Genomic DNA, 19,385 nt, shown 5'->3' with positions numbered 1-19,385 from the left:
AAGTGCCTTCAATATTAAGAAAAGCCATGCATTTCATCGAAGTTGTGAGGTAACCCATCTGTGTTTTCGTCGCTTTATACGTCCGTTTAAATTTAGGTTACCGACCCCACGGTCGGTTTTGCTTAACGATCCCATGGGATAAAAAACAATGTGGCTTTGTTAAGAATACGCCCTACTTTCGACTTAACTAACGTACGTTTTGACTAAATTTACGGGAGTACGATTTTTCAATGAACGCCTTGGACAAACATAATACGGCCATTTTGGTATTTGCACTCACTTCACAAGCGGAGTGCAAACGCAAGAAAATAGATAATTGCGGTACTTTGTTCAGTACGCTTTCCGAGCATAGTTTAAACATCGTTTCCAGAACAAAACTCCCTTATTTCCTTTTTACCGAAAAAGAGCAACATGGCGATTCTTTTGGGGAACGGTTTACGAATGCCATTCAAGCGGTATTCGATTTGGGTTTTGAACAGGTCATTACCATTGGAAATGATACGCCCCAATTAAAAGCCACACATCTCCTTAAAGCGGCGGAAAATGTAAAAAAGGATACGTTGGTCTTGGGTCCTTCCGCAGACGGTGGATTTTACCTTATGGGATTGCACCGCGAAAATTTCGATCGGGAAAAATTCAAGGATCTTCCTTGGCAACATTCGATGCTGGTGTCCCGATTGGTAACCGAATTTACCTTGGGCAACCGCCAAATTCTTCAGTTGGAAAGACTTTTTGATATTGACACCCGATGGGATCTTGGTATACTATCCAAGTTCTCGGGGCAGCTCACACCAAGGATCGGGCAAATTATCCTAGCCTTGACCAATCCGGAAGCATCCGTACAAACTTTTGAAATTTCCTTGAGCAACCAGTACTCTTCTCGAATACCCCAAAATAAGGGTTCACCCCTCAAGGCACAATCCCTTATGTAATACCGTTCGGTATACTTTAAAATTCAACTATTCACCGGTGATCCATGTACGATCCCTGCAATGCTGCAAGGGCATACCAGTCACCTTACAATTCATACTATCCACTAAAACACATTAAATGGCAAACTCATATTACGACCCAGCAGACCTTCGGAAATTCGGAAAAATAACAGAATGGAGTGAGGAAATCGGTACGAAATTCTTCGATTACTACGGAAAAGTGTTTGAAGAAGGTGCTTTATCGGCCCGAGAAAAATCATTGATCGCCCTAGCGGTTGCCCATGTGGTCAAATGTCCCTATTGCATCGATGCATATACCAAGGACGGACTCCAAAAAGGGATCACCAAAGAAGAAATGATGGAAGCCGTCCATGCCGGTGCCGCTATCGAAAGTGGTGCCACCTTGGTACACGGCGTACAGATGATGAACAAGTATAATAAATTATCCATGTAGTATACCGTTTTAGGCTTCAGATCGGGAGTTCATATGATCTGTTACCGAATACGGGATACCAAACACTGAATAGATGGCTACAAAATCATTAATGGCAAGACATAGTGAACTTGCCGAAAAAAATGAACAATTGAAAATACTCAATGGCGGTATTTTTGAAGCAGGGGAACTCCCCTATTTCAAGGATAAAATCGGGTTGACCGGACATTTTCCCTTAAGACCGAAAAAATTGGAGATCTTTCAGGTCAATGTAGGCTATATGTGCAACCAGGTTTGTGAACACTGCCATGTTGATGCAGGACCGGACCGCAAGGAGATCATGACCCGTGAGACCATGCAGTATTGTTTGGATGTCATTCGAAATACCGGGGCACATACCCTTGACCTTACCGGGGGCGCCCCTGAAATGAACCCGGATTTTAGATGGTTCGTTGAGGAGGCTGCCAAGGCCGGAATAAAGGATTTCATCGTTCGTTCGAACCTTACGGTCATAAGGGCCAATAAAAAATACCACGACCTCCCGGAGTTCTTTAAAAAACACAATGTGCATGTGGTATCCTCTATGCCCCATTATACCCGGGGCAAAACGGATAAGCAGCGGGGGGATGGCGTTTTTGATAAATCGATAAAAGCCTTACAGGAATTGAATGCCGTGGGCTATGGAATGCCCGATAGTGACCTTAAATTGGATTTGGTCTATAACCCTTCCGGTGCCTTTTTACCCGGGGATCAAATAGCGATGGAAAAAGATTTCAAAAAGGCGTTGAAGGAAGATTTCGATATCCAGTTCCATAATCTCTTTGCCATTACCAATTTACCGATTTCACGGTTTTTGGATTATCTCATCGCTTCGGAAAACTATGAGGACTATATGTATGCTTTGGTAGAGGCCTATAATCCCATGGCCATCGAAAACGTAATGTGTACCAATACCATTTCGGTCAGTTGGGACGGATGGCTTTATGACTGCGATTTTAACCAAATGCTCGATTTAAAGGTCGCCAGTAAGATCAAGCACATTAAGGATTATAATGAGGACCTTTTGAATGATAGGGACATCATTATCTCCCAACATTGCTATGGATGTACTGCAGGGGCCGGGAGTAGTTGCCAGGGAACCGTGGCCTAATTGGGGTTTTAAAGACCCGGTTCGTACGAATTGACCTACCCATTTATCCCTATAACCATGCACTTAAACCGACCGGGCGGTTTGTTGAAGTGCGCACTAATTAGGTAGTACATCGATATTTTTACATTTTAACGGTTTTTTCGTGATCCTCATCTTTTATTCCTGTGCATCACTTAAGGTTGGGGGTTCTTTGTTATAGACCCAACGGTCTAATTGAACCCTAAAACCCAAACTTATGGACAAGAACCTAAAACGCATGGCAACCATGCAACGTATGCAAGTCACGGGACTGGAATTGTTTTATAAAAACGGTTATTACAATACCAGCGTCGATGATATATTAAAAGAACTTAACCTCTCTAAAGGTGCGTTCTACTATCATTTTGACTCCAAGGAAGATTTCCTTATTGAAATCCTTGATAATTTATTGGCCCGTAAGGTCTACAGCATGTTGATCGAGCCCATCGAAGGCCATGACAATCCTTTGCATTTGATCACGAATTGTTTCGAAAACGCATTGGAAACGGCCGTACATAATGAAATGGACTGTGGTTTTATCCTGAATAACCTGATCAATGAATTTCGTGGTAAGAACGAAGCCATCACCCGACGTTTGAACGAAATCCTTCAAATATGGGAAGTTAACTTGGTTTCGGCTATCCAAAAAGGGAAATTCAACGGACATATCGATCGGCACGTAGATGCCGAAGGGATCGCCCTCTTCTTAATGAGTTCTTATATGGGGGTTCGAACCCTAATGGCCGAAGATGCACCAAGTGCCCGTAAATATCGATTTATGGCCCAATTGAAGCAGTACTTTAAATCCCTTGAGGTAAAACATTCCCCCCTTAAGGCATAAACCGGCTAGGTGTCCAAGAGCATGAAGATCTTTTCCAGGACTGCTTTGGGTGCAATGGATGACATTACATTTTCATACCCCTCGGGTACTTTATTCCCATAAATGGAGGTGGGTATCAAAGGATAGCGATCCTTGTCGGACAACAGTGCATTATCCAAATCCTGTCCGTAAGGATAAAATCCGGCATACGGATGCGTAACCCCCCAGAGCGTGATCGTGGGAATGCCAAAAAGCGCAGCCAAATGTGCATTTCCACTATCCATCGCCAGCATAAGGTCCAGGTTGGAGATTAGGGCCAACTCCTCTTCCAAGGTGAGTTTGCCCACCACCGAAAGGCAGTCGGTATAGGTATGGTCCCATTTTTCGAGGATTTCTTTCTCCTTGGGCCCGCCACCAAACAATACTATTTTATACTTATTGGTTTTATTTAGGCGTTGTACGACCTCTTCCATTAAACCCAGCGGATACATTTTACCCGAGAAAGCGGCAAAAGGGGCTATTCCCAACCATTTTCGTGAATTGCCCTCCATCATTCCAAGGCATTTTTCCGACAAGGTCCTTTTGGAAAGAAAATTGGTTTGGGGCAGCGTAAACGGATATCCCAATCGATCGAATACCTCCGTATACCGCTGATGTGTGGACTTCAGTGGCTTAAAAACCTTATCTTTTTCTGCTGTCAGGGCCTTTTTTTCCTTTCTGCCCTTATCAATTTGGACAAAAGGAATACCGGTTAACCCAAAATACCGTTTCAGGATATTACTCCGTAAGACATTATGTAGATCGGCGACGGCATCTATGTCCAATCCCTTCAATTCACGATACAACTTCCAAAGTCCGTAAACCCCTTTGTGTTTCCCGCCAACATCGGCCACATGGATGTCAACCCTTTGCAATCCCTTAAAAATTGGAGTAAAAAATGCTTTGGTAAGTACCGTCACCCTCAGTTCCGGATAGGTGTCCAAAAGTGATTTTATTACGGGCACGGTCATTGCCACATCCCCCATGGCGGAGAGTCGTATGACCAAAAGGTGCTTACCGTTATCCATAAAGCGAATAGAAAAATTACTTTTGTCCGCGCAGCACTGGGTTCAGTTCTTCGTCGTTATACATTTTCATTTGCTTGTATACCTTCATATACTTTTGACCTGCTTCAATGGCACTTAGCAATTGGTCAATGGCCGTGGATAGATCAACACGTTGCTCTAGCAATACCTCTAATTTTTCATGGCACTTTTTTATATGTTCTGGTGATGCATCCTTTCGTTCCGCCTCTTCCTGCATATGATAGATCTTTAAGGCCAGGATAGACAAACGGTCTATGGCCCAAGCCGGACTCTCGGTGTTGATCACCGCGTCCGAAGCAACTTCTACCGACTGGTATTTTTTCAGGAAATAGCTATCGATATATTCCACCAAATCCGTACGGTCCTGGTTACTGGCGTCGATTTTTCGTTTTAGGACCAATGCCGCTACCGGATCGATCTCCGGATCCCTGATAATATCCTCATAGTGCCACTGCACGGTATCTATCCAGTTTTTACGGTACAGCAAATGCGCTATATCATCCTTTGGATATGGGTTTTCAAAAGGTTGGTCCACGGTATCTATCTCGTGGTATTTTACAATACTTTCCTGAAAAACACGATTGGCTAATGAACTGAACATCCGATATAATTTTATACCCGCAAAGATACCCTTTATTTGCTAGATAAGCATGGTGGATACAAACACAATAAAAGGCACTAAAATTGAAATTGCCAATACGATTTCCCTGAATTTTTCCCGCTTTATGAGCTCAACATAGTTGGTCATCAAAACCGCAGTCGGGAAAAAAGTAAGTAGAATGGGGTAATGCCCTTGGGAGGGGGAGGAGATGAGTACATCGACAACCAAACCGATGATAAGGAAAAAGACGATGATCCGGGTAGTTACGATCTTCCCGACCCCTGAGTTCCCCAATTGGATAAACGTTAAAATCGTCAAGACGAACAGCCCCAGAACATAAACGATCCATTTGGTACTGTTGGCCCAGTCCAATATATGTTCGGGGACGAACAATACCTTAAAGGTGAAATGGGCGGGAAGGAATTCCAAATCATCGGTCAGGGCCAAATACCCCGAACTCAGTAAAAGTACGGCAAAAAAAGCGGCGAAGGGCACCAACCAATTCCTGAAATTCTTGGGATCATAAATATATATGGCCATAAATACCACAAGGAGATAGAGAAGGGCCCAGTCATAAAATAGACTGGCAAAAAGTATCCATAGCGACGCATCGAAGATCTTGACCTTAATACTTTTTAAAGAGCGCATACTTACCAACCTCCGTATGGCCAAAAGCACGAAAAATCCGCTTAGAACGGCCTTATTATCGATCAAGGTTTCTGGAAAAAGAACCATTAAAAGGGCAAAATACAGGATGGTGTATGAATTTGCCTGGGAGATTTTATTGCGTTTAACAATAAAATCGACGATCATGACCGAGAAAATCAAAACGCCCAATACGGCAGTTTGCCAAACGATTTCCTCAACAGTATATATCTTTTTAAAGCGCAAAAAATGAACAAGCCAATAGAACAGAAACAAAAAAGCAACTACAATAATGTGGTTTACAGGTTTTGTTTTTCCAAAAATACTTGCAATCATCCTCGGTTTTTATATTTTTGTCTTGTAAATATACTATAAGATGAAGGCATTTTTTGAAGGCATACAGGATTTATTTGTGAACGGACTTTTCTGGCCCTATGACTTTTTAAGGTTTACCAAGAACTGGTGGGCGGCCAATACCGTTAACTGGATATTCATGATCATCTGCTTTGCGGCCTTCGTTTATTGGATGCTCGAACTTAAGAAATACAACGATAACAACGAAGAGGACAAATCCTGTACCGCACATTCGTACTTATAGGTCGAACCCGATATCTTTCCTAAAGTTCATTTTCTCAAAACATATCTTATCGATACTTCGGTAAGAGGTTTGTAGTGCGTCCTTAAACGTATTGCCATAGGAGGTAATCGCCATTACCCTACCGCCATTGGTGACCACTTTACCGTCTTTAAGATCGGTTCCGGCATGGAATACAATGGAGTCCTCGATATTCTCAAAGCCCATTATCTCTTTTCCTTTTTCATAAGCTTCGGGATACCCTCCGGACACCAACATGACCGTTGAGGCCGTTCGCTCATCGATCTCCAAATCGATAGCATCCAATGTTTGATCCGCTACCGCCTGAAATACCTCCACCAGGTCGGTCTTTATTCTCGGGATGACCACTTCGGTCTCTGGATCGCCCATCCGAACGTTGTACTCGATCACATAGGGATCGTCCCCTATTTTGATCAGTCCAATGAAGATAAATCCTTTATAGGGCAAATCATCCTTTTTAAGCCCCTCTACGGTAGGTTTAACCACGCGCTCGTGTATCTTGTCCATAAACGCCTTATCTGCGAAAGGAACGGGTGAAATGGCGCCCATACCGCCCGTATTCAATCCGGTATCCCCTTCACCGATCCGTTTATAGTCCTTGGCCGTGGGCAAGACCTTGTATCCCTTTCCATCGGTAAGTACGAACACGCTTAATTCGATGCCCGATAAAAACTCCTCGATAACCACCGTAGTACTGGCCGCACCGAATTTGGCATCGACCAACATGGTCTTCAACTCATCCTTGGCCGCTTGCAAATCGTTCAAAATAACCACCCCTTTGCCCGCTGCGAGTCCGTCGGCCTTTAACACATAAGGCGGTTTAAGGGCGTCCAAAAAGGCATACCCTGCTTCCAGGGTTTCAGAAGTGAAACTTTGATAGGCTGCCGTAGGGATATTATGTCTTAATAGAAATTCTTTGGCGAACTCCTTGCTCCCTTCCAAAGTGGCCGCTGCTTTTTGGGGTCCGATTACAGGGATATCCTTGAGCTCGCTGTCGTTCAGGAAAAAGTCATGGATGCCATTTACCAATGGATCCTCGGGACCTACGATCACCATATCCATGTTCTTGGCAAGAACGGCCTCCTTAATTTTATCGAAATCATTGACCCCAATGGCCAAATTGGTGCCAATCTTGGCCGTACCCGCATTTCCAGGGGCTATATATAGGTTGGTTAATTTTGGGCTTTGAGCGAGTTTCCATGCGATGGCATGTTCGCGACCTCCCGATCCAAGAATAAGAATGTCCATAATAAAAGTTTGGGCAAAAATACGGTTTGAGCATTTAAAACCCGCCCTCTTGTGTCAATAAAATTGTGAGGAAACAAACAATAGGACCCGTTGCTTCTTATTTATTCCTACTTGAAAAATCGCGGTGTTCGGTCTTTTCCAGCTCCTCTTTTGAAAGGGTTTTGAAGTAATCGAACGTCTTCTTCATGCCTTCTGCCCTACCCACTTTGGGCTCCCAGCCTAAAATTTCCTTCGCTTTTGAAATATCCGGTTGCCGTTGTAGGGGATCATCCTGTGGCAGTTCTTTATAAATGACTTTTTGATCGGTTCCCGTCAATTTTATGATCTCCTCGGCAAAATCCCTGATGGTTATCTCATTCGGATTCCCAATATTCACCGGGTAACTATAGTCGCTCATCAACAACCGATAAATCCCTTCTATTTCATCATCCACATAACAGAAAGACCGGGTTTGTGACCCATCACCGAAAACCGTAAGATCTTCACCTCTTAGAGCCTGCCCCATAAATGCAGGAATGACCCGACCATCATTGAGTCGCATTCTTGGGCCATAGGTATTGAAAATACGTACTATTCTTGTATCTAATCCATGAAACCTATGATACGCCATGGTAATGGACTCTTGGAAGCGTTTGGCCTCATCATAGACCCCTCTGGGGCCAATGGTGTTCACATTCCCATAATATTCCTCCGTCTGCGGATGCACTAATGGATCCCCATATATTTCCGAGGTAGATGCTATAAGGATTCGGGATTTCTTTTCACGGGCAAGTCCCAAAAGGTTATGGGTTCCCAAAGCACCCACCTTTAAAGTCTGGATCGGAATCTTTAAGTAATCTATCGGACTAGCGGGAGAAGCGAAATGCAAAATATAGTCCAATTTTCCCGGAACATGAACGAATTTGGTCACATCGTGGTGGTAAAACTCAAACTGCTCCAATTTAAAAAGGTGTTCAATGTTCTTAAGGTCACCTGTAATCAGGTTGTCCATGGCTATGACATGAAACCCTTCATTGATAAATCGATCACATAAATGTGATCCCAAGAAGCCTGCGGCGCCCGTGATCAAGATTTTTTTCATAGGTATATCTGTTCTTTTTAATCTAGGAAAGTAAGAAAATAAAGCTTAACTCTATAAAAATATCCGGGCTTTTTTTAAAGGTCTTCTCAATAATTCGAATCAATAAGCCTTTTCTTCTCCTTTAATTATATTTATACCGGTTTGTATCATTATCTTAACATCTAACCAAATCGACCAATTTTCGATATAGAATACATCGTACCTGACCCTATTAATAATATCCTCTTCCGTTTCTATTTCCCCCCTATACCCTTTTGTTTGAGCCAATCCTGTTATTCCGGGGTTGACATGGTGCCTCAACATATATTTCTGTACGGTCGTATTATATTCATGATTCTGGCGCCACAAATGAGGTCTTGGTCCTACGATCGACATATCCCCCATCAAAACATTGAAAAATTGCGGCAATTCATCAATACTTGTTCTTCTTAAAAAAGCTCCAAGACGCGTAATTCTAGGATCGTTCCTTGTTGCGGACTTCTCAGTATTATCGTTCGTATGCATGGTCCTGAACTTATAACAGTGAAAACCTTCTTCATGGAACCCAGGCCTATTTTGTATGAAATAAACGGGGCCCTTGGAATCCAACAGAATTAAAAACCCAATGATCGGAAATAACCAAGAAAGTATGAATACGACCACAAAAAACGAAATCATGAAATCAAAAAGCCTTTTATAAAATCGGTTAAAAGGATCGTCTAAAGGGATTTTTCTTAGGGATAATATGGGCAAATACTCGTAATAGTACTCCAATTTTAATTCTTTCGTAAAAATTTCCCTGTTATCAGGGATAAATTTTAAGTATATCAAATTATTATCGGCATAGTTAACGAACTGGGTAATTTCATTATTCTTAAGTTGTTGAACCGAACAATAGATTTCGTCAATACTATTCTCTTTAATAAAATCCAAGCATTTTTGAGTGCTGAAATCAGCTGTTTTTGGGTCAAATTGATCTATTAATTGAAAACCATTTTCAGGATGATCTGCAAACATTTTAATAAGTTGCTTTGTCTTTTCGTTTTCACCTACAACAACAACTTTACGAATTCTTTCTTTCGCCCTTTTCCAAAAAACCTTTAAAAAATAATACATAAGGAATTTCAAAACAAGAACCGATCCGAAAACGGTGATAAAAAAAAGTCCCAAATTCAACCTACTAATATTGGGTTGCTTAAAAAACCCTATAAAAGCATAGAGGATTAAAAAAAAGAAAAGAAATTGTCTTACAAGCAGTTTCGCAATACGCTGCGCCTTTGAAAACCTATTGATCTCATAAAATTTGGTCTTAAATGACAGAATAATCCATGCAACAGTAATATAACCATGAAACAATACTGGGAATTCAAAAAGTATAGGCAGCGTAAATGCAAAGACATTAATTATTATAAGATCCAAGATTAGTAAAATTGGATGTATAAAACCTGAGTATCTACCTTTTTTAAAAATCATAAATTCAAAAATACAGCAAATTTCATAGTAATTGATTTTTTTCCGGCAACTTCAATCTTTTTGCTTTTCTAGCTGATGTATACTTGGAGATTTATCAGCAACAAAGGCCATTGAAGTTTTCTGTGACGATATATTTACAATCGTATAATAATTTTTGATTGACCTAACTAATTATTGCTTAGAAATAGAACAATACTTAATAGTTAGACTTTTACCCCTTCGCTTTTATTCTATATTCGCAAGTTTTTTATAAAAAGCCAACAAAATTTTGAATTGGTGATCAGATATCGTTTAAATAATCTTTTTGGATTTTGAACAAGTCTGTAAAACCATTCCATTCCTATAGTTTGAATTAATTTTGGGGGCCTCTTTTCTTGACCGATAATGGTATTTATCGCATTCCCAATACCCAAACAAACCGCATTGGTATAGTTGGCATTATTAGACATCCAAATTTCTTGTTTAGGACATCCTAAAGAAACCAATAAAATATTGGTTCCACTATCTTTGATTTCTTTAATATAACTGTTAGTTTCCTCTTTTGACAACTTTCTAAACGGAGGAGAAATTAAACAGCCTATTTTGAGCTTTGGAAGTGTATTAGTAACAGATACTTTAAACATATCTAAGTTTTCCGCTGTATTACCATATACAGATACTACTAAACCAAGATTACTGACAATTTTAAGTAGTTCTGGAGTTAAATCCATACCAGCCAATCTTTCTTGATTAGACTTATTTAAATAATTAAACGCCCATTTTACAGGCACACCGTCCGTTACAGCCCAATCCGCATTTAAAATGGCATTTTTAAGCTCAATGTTCTTTTGGGATTCTACAGTCATATGAACATTAACGGCACAGAGATAAGAAGACTTTCTAGCCGTTGCTTTCTCTATTAACCCATTCAATAAATCATGTCTAGATATGTAATTAATATCTAAACCTAAGAGCTTCTTTTTCATTAATAGTTTTCTAACCTTTTTACTTAGTTATAGTTATTTTAGGTTGCTTTGGATTATAACAAAGAAACAATCCAAAGAAAAATGTAAATAACATTATTCCTTTTTCCCTCACTAATACAGATTCTGTCAATCCATTAACCATGAAAAATGTCAAAATTAACAAAAGATGGATGTTTTTATACCTACTGGACTTATATAAAATGAGAATTAATATGGTCATAAGTAAAACAAAACCAAAAACACCCAATTTTAAAAATACATCAAGGTAAAGATTGTGCGAATTAAAGACTGCGCCATTTTCTCTTGTAAAGAACAATAAAGACTCGTACTTATGCTCCCTAAAGCAATTATCTAAATAATCTTGAGCACCAGAGACACCGGTTCCCAACCAAAAATGATTTGAAATACCTTCTAATGAACAATTCCAAGTCATGAACCTTACAGCTAGACCTTCATATGACCAATTTTCCTGAAAATTAAACTCTGTATTAAAATTGATAACATAATCAATTCGTAACCTAAAGGAAGAATTATAATTATAGTTGACAGCAAATATTATTGTAAACAACAATAACAGACCAACTAAAAACTTCCTAGAACGCACTATACCTAGAACCCCTAATGACACAAAAGTGGCTAATATTGTAGTCCTAGAGCCCAACAAGAACAAAAACAACAATAAAAAAACTACCCCTACTACATAAATTAATGATTTTCTACTATTCTTTTTTGAAAGAAATTCTGAGGTTGCCAGCAAAATGGCCAGGCCTACAAATAAAGAAAAATATATAGGTTCATGATTTACTAAGACAGATGATAGATTTGTGTAAGCAATATCCTTTAATGTTAGGACAGTATTTGCTTTTAAAACCATTCCACTAATGGCTATTAACAAAGACGCTAAACAAAGAATAGAAACGGAATGGATATACAGGTTAATAATCTTCCTTATTTGGTTATCCGTTGTCTTACCTATCATAATCTTCATCATTACAGGAAGAATCAAGACGGTTAACATTCTTAAAACATAATGAAAACCTTTTGGATCATTTAGCAGTACCCCATTTAAAAGAATCATACCAATGAATGCCAAACACAAATAAAAAAGCAGACTAGCCTTTTTTAAACGTGAAAATATACGTTTATCGATTATTGCATTTTGAATGATAAAGAGAATACCACCAAATATCAAAATATTCATAAAAGCATTACTCCATGGTAAAACCACTGCCATGCTAATTAAATATCCAAATGCAAAATATTGATTTTCTTTCAATTTATTCTATTATTTGAGGTTGGTTATACTTAGGGTTATCCTAATATTAAAACCAAAGTTGGAAATATTGTTTGTATTATTTCTAAATTGTTTTTGAAAAAAGCGATACCAAAAAAAAGAAACAACAATTAAATAAAAATACCTTCTTTTTTTCTTTCTTATCATCTAATCTAGAGTACTTACTCCTAAGTTTTAAAATATACCCTAAAAATACCAAGGAGACTGATCTCCTCCCGATAAACCGGACAGTTTAGAACTAGGGGATTATGGGCGAATAAATTTTTAACTTTAAATAGGTTTCTTTGGTTTATGATAAAGTACTTTTAATAAAATAAGTCCTGGAAAAATAGCCTGCGCCATTTCTAAGTAATTTTCAAAAAATGATATCCCAACTAGAAAAAAAGAAAGTAACAAAATAAAAAGATTTTTCTTTTTTAATATCTGCTCTTTTTCTGCCTTGTATCTTATACTTAAATTCGTTACAAAAACAGCAACTAGCAGAAAAATAAAGGAAAACAATATTAATCCCAATTCAGAAACAAGGCTTAATAAAGAGTATACTGGTTTATTCATCACAGAAAATCCGTAACCTTCATTTGTTATGCTTTCAATCCAAAAAAATTTCAAATTTTTTTCAAAAATTTTTGTTTCATTTCGTATTCCTAAAGGTACTTTGAATTTTTTTGTGGTTTTATCATAAAAGTAATTCCCGGATAAAACCAAAGAACTTCTACTGGAATATTGTCCAAGCCCATACCCCAAAAAAAAGTCCTTTGGAGAATCCAAAAGTGCTGTAAAGGTTTTTATAGAAGATTTCATTTTTAAATTTTCAGATTCAACTATTTGTTTTTTATAACCTGAAATACTTGAGAAATTCCTAGGTGTGACAACAAATAACAAAACAAAGAAAACTAGCACTGGAATTAAGAATTTTATAGCCTTTACTGTATTTAGCAATAGATATGTTCCAAACATAGCGGCAATAACGGAAAGACTTAAATGTATGGCCGAAGCCAGTAATATTGCGGAAAAACCAAATAATAATACCCATTTGTTTTTTCTTAACGCTAGCATATAGTACGCCAACAATAAAATTGTAAGATTAATAACAAAATACACATTTGAAAAACCAACTTCGTTGTTATTAAACGAAAATAAATTTATTGTCCCCTGAACATAGTCCCCAGATGCAAGGTCAAATCCTTTACCTACAAATATAATCTGTAAAATACCTATCCAAGATTCTATAATGATGACCCACTTGATAAAAGGTATATATTTTTTATTGAAATAGTCCATATTAAGCATTCTAGGAGCTTTTGCAACAAACAGAAAAATAAAAGAACTATAAAACAAAACTCCAAGAGTAACGTTTAAGAAGAAAAAATCTCTTTCTCTAATGAAGTAATATATTATTACATAGCCAATTAAAGAAATGAAAAAGATAACAAGCCTTGCAAAAGAGTATATTTTTGGGTTGTTTTTTAAATACCAGAAGATGGCAGAAAATGGCAGGAAAAAAATAACTGCTTTGGGCAAAGGGGAGAAGCAAATTATAGTCGAGAAAACGAAAATTTCATAATATGTTCTTTGCAACCTTAAATCTTGGTCCATGTCCATTGTTTTAAAGTATTGACCAATAAATAATTTTGTATTACGAATATGACTAGCTTAGTTTTATTATTAGCTCCTATTTTTTTCATAAATTTCTAGGAGCACACATTCGAAACTTCATTCCCAAATTTTTTGTAATAAGAGATTTCTTGAAATTTATTTATAAAAATCTCTCTTCCTTTATTACCCATATCTATTCTCAGCTCATTGTTTTTAATTAACACTTCTAGTTTATTCGCTATTTCGCTAACATTGTTAATATCAAGAAGAAAACCAGATACACCATCCTCTACAATATCGGGTATTCCTCTCCAAAAAGTACTTACAATTGGCAAGGAATATTGCATGGCTTCAACTAATACAGTACCAAAAGTTTCACATTCATAATAAGATGGAAAACAAAAAATATCTGAACTTCCATATTCTTTCCATTTATCTTCTCCTGTTTTTATTCCTACTAGTGAAACATGTTTCTGTAAACTTTTATTTTCCTTTAATATAACTGTTATTTCTTCTTCAAAAGAAAGACAGTCAAACTTTCCCATAATTTTTAAATGGAAAGAAAGCTTTTTTTCCATGAGGATTTTAGCAGCGTTAATAAGGTCTAGAACTCCTTTAGACTTTTTAACAGAACCTACATAAAGTATTACCGGAACTTCATTATTTGTAACATTATATTTTTCATTAAAAAAATCCTTTAACCCATAAGGAATTACAATATCCTTTTTCGCTTTAAAAAACAAACCATCCTCTGGATTTCTCCTAGATAAACGTATAGTTAAATTAGGTTTTGCATAAACCCACCTTTTCGCCAAAAATTTTAAAACTGAATTGGATTCTGCAATTTTTTCTGATATACCACCTGCGTGAAAATGAAATATGGTTTTAGAAAATAAAAATCGTGTTGCTCCCAATATTATAATATCTCTTATAATGGGAATAAAATCCGGACCAGCTGGCGGGTAGTAAAGATTTCTAACATTGTATCGGATACGATACCAAAAAATGCTTAAAATTATTCTTGGAAGTAATAAAATTTTCAAAAAACTAAACTTTCCGATATTTGTTTCATCTGAAAACCTCATTCTTATGTGATATATTTCTAGTTCACTAAAATCATACTCCACCAAATTTTTTATCATTATAGCCTGTCCATGATATGGGGGTGGGGTTTGTCCAACAATTAATATTTTCTTTTTCACGATACTAATTGTTTAATATTATTTGTACACATTTATTTATATTTTCCATACCTAAAACAGAAGGATCTTTTTTAAAGTTATTATAATTCCCTTCATGAAGGGAATGATAGCTTGATAAAAGGAACCATTTAAGGTTTAAGTCATTAATTGCAATGCTTTCGTTTTTTTTTATTTTATCATATAATTCACCATAATTACTAATCTTGTCCGCAAAATCGTATATATCATAAAATACATTCCCAAAAACGTATACCGGTTTTTTAGACACAATGCCTTCAATTCCCGTTGTGTTGGTAAGTGTTATGATTCCTTTTGCTTTTTTTATAAGGTTAAAAGTATTTTCGTAAGGAGAAATCAACTTTACATTTTCTATCCTCTTTAACTTTCTTAGTTCTGACAATCTCCTTGTTCTGTACATAGAAGGGTGTTCCTTTACATATAAATAAGTGCCTAATGGGATATTTCTTGCGCAATTCTTTATATGATCTAATTGGTCCACATAATTTTGGGCAAAAACCAAGGTGGAAGCCTCTGGTTGAAAATGAAGGGGCAATAAAAAATAATCATCATTAGGATCTGTCTTTGAAAAATTATATTTAAATAGTATTTTTTTTAAAGGAAACACCATATTATTTAATACACCCAATATTTTTGCCCCAATTCGATAGTCAATAGCTACGGGCATCTTTCTATCGTGAAAATAAGCCAATAGGTTTGGCCAAAGCCTTACTATTTTTATTCTTAATTCCTTAGTAATTACTTCTGAAAATTTCTCGGCTTTTCTATTTACAGCTTCATAGTCTGGGGTTTTATTTTCAAGAAGTGATTCCAATAGTCTATTATCATAATCTGTTATTGTCCTGCTTCCTTTCTTATATTCCTGATATACTTTTTTAAGACCCTGCCTTTGGCCATAAACATCGTCTATTGTAAGTTTGTTTGTATATCTCCCATGGGCAAAAGTAGCATATTTAACACCTTGGCTTTTTGCTACAAAATAATAAATAAGATCTACCATACACGCTAATTCCCCATATACAATTGATATGGAGTTTTCACTAATTATATTCAAAGCGTGCTTAGTCATCAAAATAGCATGTATTTTCTTCTTCTTACTATTAAGTACTTTTATATATCTATCGGAATTAATTATGAAGTGATAAGGTATGTTGTACTTATTCTCTAATATCTTAATTTCTCTATCAATAAGGGAAATATCTTTCTTTAGATATTCTTTATAAACTTCCCTATTTTCTTGCTGGTAAAAAAATGTCTTTTGTTCAGTGTTTTTATAAAAAAGCGAGTGCCTTTTACTAAATATAGTGAACATCGGATTGTGTCCCAACTCTTTTAGTCTCTTGGCAATTCTAATATGCAATTCAGGTTGAAGGCCTAGCAATAGTATATTTTCACTTCTCATTTTAAGAATAAACAAATTTGTACTTAATAGACAATATAACTTTTAAAGAGAACAATAAAACAAAAGTAAACAATGTGCTTAACGAAGCTCCCATAATACCCATTTTAGGTATAAAAATAAAATTCAAAACCAAATTAAAACACATACACAAAACACTAATCCATATATTTATTTTATCCTTTTCAAGTATATACAACTTATAATGAAAACTTATTGACAGCCCATAGAAAGACCCTCCCAATAACAATAAATACAATGAAATTATATCATCTAATAAATTATCCTTCTCCATTAATTTAAATAAAAATGGTGCTACTCCTACAATTAAAAGCGGGAAAACAAGTGAACTCAAGAGAACAAGGTGATTGAATTTAGAATATTCTTTTTTAAAGGTGTCAGATTTGACATTGTACAATTCTACAAGTTTTGGGACAAACATAACAACCAAAACAGTAGCTATAATTTGTTCAATTACATTTGTGAATTGGTAATATGTTGTATATACCCCCACTGCAATCTTATCTGAATAATAATCTAACATAAACCTGTCAGAAAAATTAATAATGAGAAACGACATTGAGCTCAACATAAACATAGAAGCAAATTTTATGTCCTTAACAATTTTAAACTTCCCTATTTTGTACTTTATAACAGATTTCCCTACTATTAACTTTATTCTATAAAAACCTACAAAAGAGCAAATAGTGGATATAACTATCCAATAAAGTATATATCTTTTAAGAACTATACGATTATCTACGAAGAAAAAATCTAAAAAACTTATAAAGACCCAGGCAATATTTTTTACTCCAAAAATCAGACTGGCAACTACTGGTTTTTTAAGTGCGTTAAGAATTCTATGGTTCTCCAATGCCCAATGCTCTATTATTATTAATAAAATTAAATAAGGAATATATTTAGGTGGTATAAAATCAGTTAAATAAAAACATAAGGTCATTAATGGTAAAACAAATAGATAGGAGTATTTATATAAAATCAATTGTCTTTTAATGTAAGTGGCCGCATCTTTGTTTGATTTGGCAATTTCTCTTCCATTTCTTACATGAAATTCAAAACCCAATAAAAAAACAACTATTCCCAAAGAAGAAACAATAATTCCATATTCCCCTATTACTGATGTATCTATAGCATACTTTCCTAAAAAAAAAACAAACAAAAATTTAGTTATAAGAGAGATTCCCCTTATACTTATCAACAGGAATGACTTACCTAACATTAACAAAGCTTTTTTGATGCATATAGACTCTCTTGCTTTTTATATTTTAACTAAAATATAATATTACTATTTTCTGCTAAACCTTAAATCCTTCCATTTAGAACTCAGACTAAAGATTTAAAAATTAATGTAATAATTCGAATTTATTGAATAGTTATAATTTACAAAAATATGCTTATATTACTTAAATATCCGCGCGATACAAAAGGCCTCTGCCAATGGCTTACCAACCATAAGGCCCCCTGTGCTTCGCTAAAATGGTCAATGCTCCAGGTGACTTTGGGTACAGGAACTCTCTTTTTTGAAATTGATAGCCTTTTATTTTTGGCTTAATATGCTTTTCGCTTATTTCAAAAATAAACTGACAATAAATTGTTTTATTTCAGTAGAAAAAATCCATTCATTTCTGAAGGTATTTCAAAAATTATAATATACGGGTTTAATCATTTATTAAAGGCCTTGTTATTTTTATTTCTGCTATCAAAACTATATTGATTGCTATTGGTATAAAGCCCCTTCGAACCTTTTCTTTCACTCCTGGATTAAATCAAACTCCAAAGGAGTCCCCGCTTTTTTAGCTATAAGAAACGTTTTACCCAACAAATCATTATAATATTTTGGATGTATTCCATAACCAGGCCGAATTGAACGTACATTATCTTCGCTTATTACGTCTCCGGCTTTAACATCTTTGACAATAAAAAGAGATCTTGCAAACTTTCTGTTATTTTTTACTTTTTCAGAAATTTCATAAGATACTTTTCCTAATAGTTTTTCTGTATCTCTGACACGGTTTACCATTTCTGTAAATTCATTAACATCTAAAGAAAAATCAGCATCTGGTCCTCCTATACTCTTGTCTAAAATAAAATGCTTTTCTATTACCTTGGCTCCTAGAGTTGTTGCTACTGTCGGCGCTAAAGAACCATATGTATGGTCACTAAACCCTACCTCTACTTGAAAGCGCGTTTTTAAATCTGGAATCGTATTTAAATTCGCTAATTCTAAGGGAGCAGGATATGAAGATGTGCATTTCAATAAAATAATATCATTATTACCAACGCTCCTGCAAGTATCTACAGCTAATTGGATGTCTTCCTCTTCTGCTATTCCAGTAGAAATTATAATAGGCTTTCCTTTTGATGCGGCATATTCTATTAATGGAATATCTTGAATCTCGAATGAGGCTATTTTATAAGCTGGAACATTTAAATCTTCAAGAAAATCTACCGCCGTAATATCAAAAGGAGATGAAAAACAAATTAATCCTTCTTCCTCCGCTACCTCAAACAGTCTTTTATGCCACTCCCAAGGAGTATAAGCCTCCCCATACAGTTCATAAAGTGTTTTACCATCCCATAAAGTACCAACTGTAATTTTAAAGTGTTCGTTATTAGCATCTATAGTCATGGTGTCTGGAGTGTATGTCTGAAGCTTAATGGCATCAGCTCCCGTTCTTTTTGCAGCTCTTATTGTTTCGATCGCAACATTTAAATCCCCATTATGATTTGCAGATAATTCTGCTATAATAAAACAAGGATTGTTATTTCCAATTTGCCTATTTCCTATTTTCATATTTGTATTACTTAG

The 19,385-nt window shown here is 36.2% G+C and carries 18 protein-coding genes; 5 read left to right on the top strand and 13 right to left on the bottom strand.

Going from position 1 to position 19,385, the window contains the following annotated elements; translation table 11 throughout:
* The first annotated feature begins 239 nt into the window (after window positions 1-239).
* The 4 genes from PHU20_RS10300 to PHU20_RS10285 all read left to right on the top strand — a co-directional run bounded on the left by PHU20_RS10300 (window position 240) and on the right by PHU20_RS10285 (window position 3,374).
* Window positions 240-932 (top strand): TIGR04282 family arsenosugar biosynthesis glycosyltransferase, encoded by a 693-nt coding sequence (locus PHU20_RS10300; protein WP_274825288.1) that lies wholly within the window; start codon window positions 240-242, stop codon window positions 930-932.
* 118 nt (window positions 933-1,050) lie between these two features.
* On the top strand, window positions 1,051-1,386 hold the full coding sequence (locus PHU20_RS10295; protein WP_274825287.1) for an arsenosugar biosynthesis-associated peroxidase-like protein: 336 nt from the start codon (window positions 1,051-1,053) through the stop codon (window positions 1,384-1,386).
* A gap of 73 nt (window positions 1,387-1,459) precedes the next feature.
* Complete coding sequence (gene arsS / locus PHU20_RS10290) at window positions 1,460-2,515, top strand: arsenosugar biosynthesis radical SAM (seleno)protein ArsS (protein WP_274825286.1); 1,056 nt, start codon at window positions 1,460-1,462, stop codon at window positions 2,513-2,515.
* A 235-nt stretch (window positions 2,516-2,750) separates the two neighbouring features.
* Window positions 2,751-3,374, top strand: coding sequence for a TetR/AcrR family transcriptional regulator (locus PHU20_RS10285; RefSeq protein WP_274825285.1), 624 nt, complete (start codon window positions 2,751-2,753; stop codon window positions 3,372-3,374).
* Between the two features lie 5 nt (window positions 3,375-3,379).
* Here the strand turns inward: PHU20_RS10285 and PHU20_RS10280 are convergent, their stop codons facing one another.
* The 3 genes from PHU20_RS10280 to PHU20_RS10270 are packed head-to-tail and all read right to left on the bottom strand — an operon-like array spanning window position 3,380 to window position 6,020.
* Window positions 3,380-4,420, bottom strand: coding sequence for a glycosyltransferase family 9 protein (locus tag PHU20_RS10280; RefSeq protein ID WP_274825284.1), 1,041 nt, complete (start codon window positions 4,418-4,420; stop codon window positions 3,380-3,382).
* A 16-nt stretch (window positions 4,421-4,436) separates the two neighbouring features.
* Entirely contained in the window at window positions 4,437-5,039 is a 603-nt protein-coding gene (locus PHU20_RS10275) for a DUF4254 domain-containing protein (RefSeq protein ID WP_274825283.1), read from the bottom strand.
* Between the two features lie 39 nt (window positions 5,040-5,078).
* On the bottom strand, window positions 5,079-6,020 hold the full coding sequence (locus tag PHU20_RS10270) for a hypothetical protein (protein WP_274825282.1): 942 nt from the start codon (window positions 6,018-6,020) through the stop codon (window positions 5,079-5,081).
* Window positions 6,021-6,060: 40 nt separating this feature from the next.
* Here PHU20_RS10270 and PHU20_RS10265 point away from each other — a divergent pair, with 40 nt between their 5' ends.
* The gene (locus tag PHU20_RS10265; RefSeq protein WP_274825281.1) at window positions 6,061-6,282 is read left to right on the top strand and encodes a DUF6341 family protein; all 222 of its coding nucleotides are present in this window, start codon (window positions 6,061-6,063) and stop codon (window positions 6,280-6,282) included.
* Here PHU20_RS10265 and purD read toward each other — a convergent pair.
* The 10 genes from purD to pseI all read right to left on the bottom strand — a co-directional run bounded on the left by purD (window position 6,277) and on the right by pseI (window position 19,370).
* Window positions 6,277-7,548 carry a phosphoribosylamine--glycine ligase gene (purD, locus tag PHU20_RS10260; RefSeq protein WP_274825280.1) on the bottom strand — a complete coding sequence of 424 codons (1,272 nt, stop codon included), beginning with the start codon at window positions 7,546-7,548 and terminating at the stop codon, window positions 6,277-6,279. The genes PHU20_RS10265 and purD overlap by 6 nt on opposite strands.
* A gap of 97 nt (window positions 7,549-7,645) precedes the next feature.
* The gene (locus tag PHU20_RS10255; protein ID WP_274825279.1) at window positions 7,646-8,629 is read right to left on the bottom strand and encodes a UDP-glucuronic acid decarboxylase family protein; all 984 of its coding nucleotides are present in this window, start codon (window positions 8,627-8,629) and stop codon (window positions 7,646-7,648) included.
* Between the two features lie 99 nt (window positions 8,630-8,728).
* Window positions 8,729-10,081, bottom strand: coding sequence for an exopolysaccharide biosynthesis polyprenyl glycosylphosphotransferase (locus PHU20_RS10250; RefSeq protein WP_274825278.1), 1,353 nt, complete (start codon window positions 10,079-10,081; stop codon window positions 8,729-8,731).
* Between the two features lie 230 nt (window positions 10,082-10,311).
* Entirely contained in the window at window positions 10,312-11,046 is a 735-nt protein-coding gene (locus PHU20_RS10245) for a WecB/TagA/CpsF family glycosyltransferase (protein WP_274825277.1), read from the bottom strand.
* Window positions 11,047-11,065: 19 nt separating this feature from the next.
* Window positions 11,066-12,322, bottom strand: coding sequence for an O-antigen ligase family protein (locus PHU20_RS10240; RefSeq protein ID WP_274825276.1), 1,257 nt, complete (start codon window positions 12,320-12,322; stop codon window positions 11,066-11,068).
* Window positions 12,323-12,610: 288 nt separating this feature from the next.
* The gene (locus PHU20_RS10235) at window positions 12,611-13,936 is read right to left on the bottom strand and encodes a hypothetical protein (protein ID WP_274825275.1); all 1,326 of its coding nucleotides are present in this window, start codon (window positions 13,934-13,936) and stop codon (window positions 12,611-12,613) included.
* A 95-nt stretch (window positions 13,937-14,031) separates the two neighbouring features.
* On the bottom strand, window positions 14,032-15,138 hold the full coding sequence (locus PHU20_RS10230; RefSeq protein ID WP_274825274.1) for a glycosyltransferase: 1,107 nt from the start codon (window positions 15,136-15,138) through the stop codon (window positions 14,032-14,034).
* A 4-nt stretch (window positions 15,139-15,142) separates the two neighbouring features.
* Window positions 15,143-16,558 carry a capsular polysaccharide export protein, LipB/KpsS family gene (locus tag PHU20_RS10225; RefSeq protein ID WP_274825273.1) on the bottom strand — a complete coding sequence of 472 codons (1,416 nt, stop codon included), beginning with the start codon at window positions 16,556-16,558 and terminating at the stop codon, window positions 15,143-15,145.
* A 1-nt stretch (window position 16,559) separates the two neighbouring features.
* The gene (locus PHU20_RS10220) at window positions 16,560-17,795 is read right to left on the bottom strand and encodes an MATE family efflux transporter (RefSeq protein ID WP_274825272.1); all 1,236 of its coding nucleotides are present in this window, start codon (window positions 17,793-17,795) and stop codon (window positions 16,560-16,562) included.
* 531 nt (window positions 17,796-18,326) lie between these two features.
* Window positions 18,327-19,370, bottom strand: a complete 1,044-nt coding sequence (gene pseI, locus PHU20_RS10215; RefSeq protein WP_274825271.1) for a pseudaminic acid synthase — start codon at window positions 19,368-19,370, stop codon at window positions 18,327-18,329.
* Window positions 19,371-19,385 lie beyond the last annotated feature (15 nt).

This window comes from Maribacter polysaccharolyticus (assembly GCF_028882255.1).
Taxonomy (GTDB): domain Bacteria; phylum Bacteroidota; class Bacteroidia; order Flavobacteriales; family Flavobacteriaceae; genus Maribacter_A; species Maribacter_A polysaccharolyticus.
Note: the sequence above shows the minus strand (reverse complement) of the source record. Positions and strands in the feature narration are given on the sequence as shown.

Excerpts from the sequence above, each read along its gene's own strand:
- pseI (WP_274825271.1), bottom strand. The coding sequence starts at position 19,370 with ATGAAAATAGGAAATAGGCAAATTGGAAATAACAATCCTTGTTTTATT.
- PHU20_RS10255 (WP_274825279.1), bottom strand. The coding sequence starts at position 8,629 with ATGAAAAAAATCTTGATCACGGGCGCCGCAGGCTTCTTGGGATCACAT.
- PHU20_RS10235 (WP_274825275.1), bottom strand. The coding sequence starts at position 13,936 with ATGGACCAAGATTTAAGGTTGCAAAGAACATATTATGAAATTTTCGTT.
- PHU20_RS10225 (WP_274825273.1), bottom strand. The coding sequence starts at position 16,558 with ATGAGAAGTGAAAATATACTATTGCTAGGCCTTCAACCTGAATTGCAT.
- PHU20_RS10275 (WP_274825283.1), bottom strand. The coding sequence starts at position 5,039 with ATGTTCAGTTCATTAGCCAATCGTGTTTTTCAGGAAAGTATTGTAAAA.
- purD (WP_274825280.1), bottom strand. The coding sequence starts at position 7,548 with ATGGACATTCTTATTCTTGGATCGGGAGGTCGCGAACATGCCATCGCA.
- PHU20_RS10270 (WP_274825282.1), bottom strand. The coding sequence starts at position 6,020 with ATGATTGCAAGTATTTTTGGAAAAACAAAACCTGTAAACCACATTATT.
- PHU20_RS10265 (WP_274825281.1), top strand. The coding sequence starts at position 6,061 with ATGAAGGCATTTTTTGAAGGCATACAGGATTTATTTGTGAACGGACTT.
- PHU20_RS10220 (WP_274825272.1), bottom strand. The coding sequence starts at position 17,795 with ATGTTAGGTAAGTCATTCCTGTTGATAAGTATAAGGGGAATCTCTCTT.
- PHU20_RS10295 (WP_274825287.1), top strand. The coding sequence starts at position 1,051 with ATGGCAAACTCATATTACGACCCAGCAGACCTTCGGAAATTCGGAAAA.
- PHU20_RS10245 (WP_274825277.1), bottom strand. The coding sequence starts at position 11,046 with ATGAAAAAGAAGCTCTTAGGTTTAGATATTAATTACATATCTAGACAT.
- arsS (WP_274825286.1), top strand. The coding sequence starts at position 1,460 with ATGGCTACAAAATCATTAATGGCAAGACATAGTGAACTTGCCGAAAAA.
- PHU20_RS10250 (WP_274825278.1), bottom strand. The coding sequence starts at position 10,081 with ATGATTTTTAAAAAAGGTAGATACTCAGGTTTTATACATCCAATTTTA.
- PHU20_RS10285 (WP_274825285.1), top strand. The coding sequence starts at position 2,751 with ATGGACAAGAACCTAAAACGCATGGCAACCATGCAACGTATGCAAGTC.
- PHU20_RS10280 (WP_274825284.1), bottom strand. The coding sequence starts at position 4,420 with ATGGATAACGGTAAGCACCTTTTGGTCATACGACTCTCCGCCATGGGG.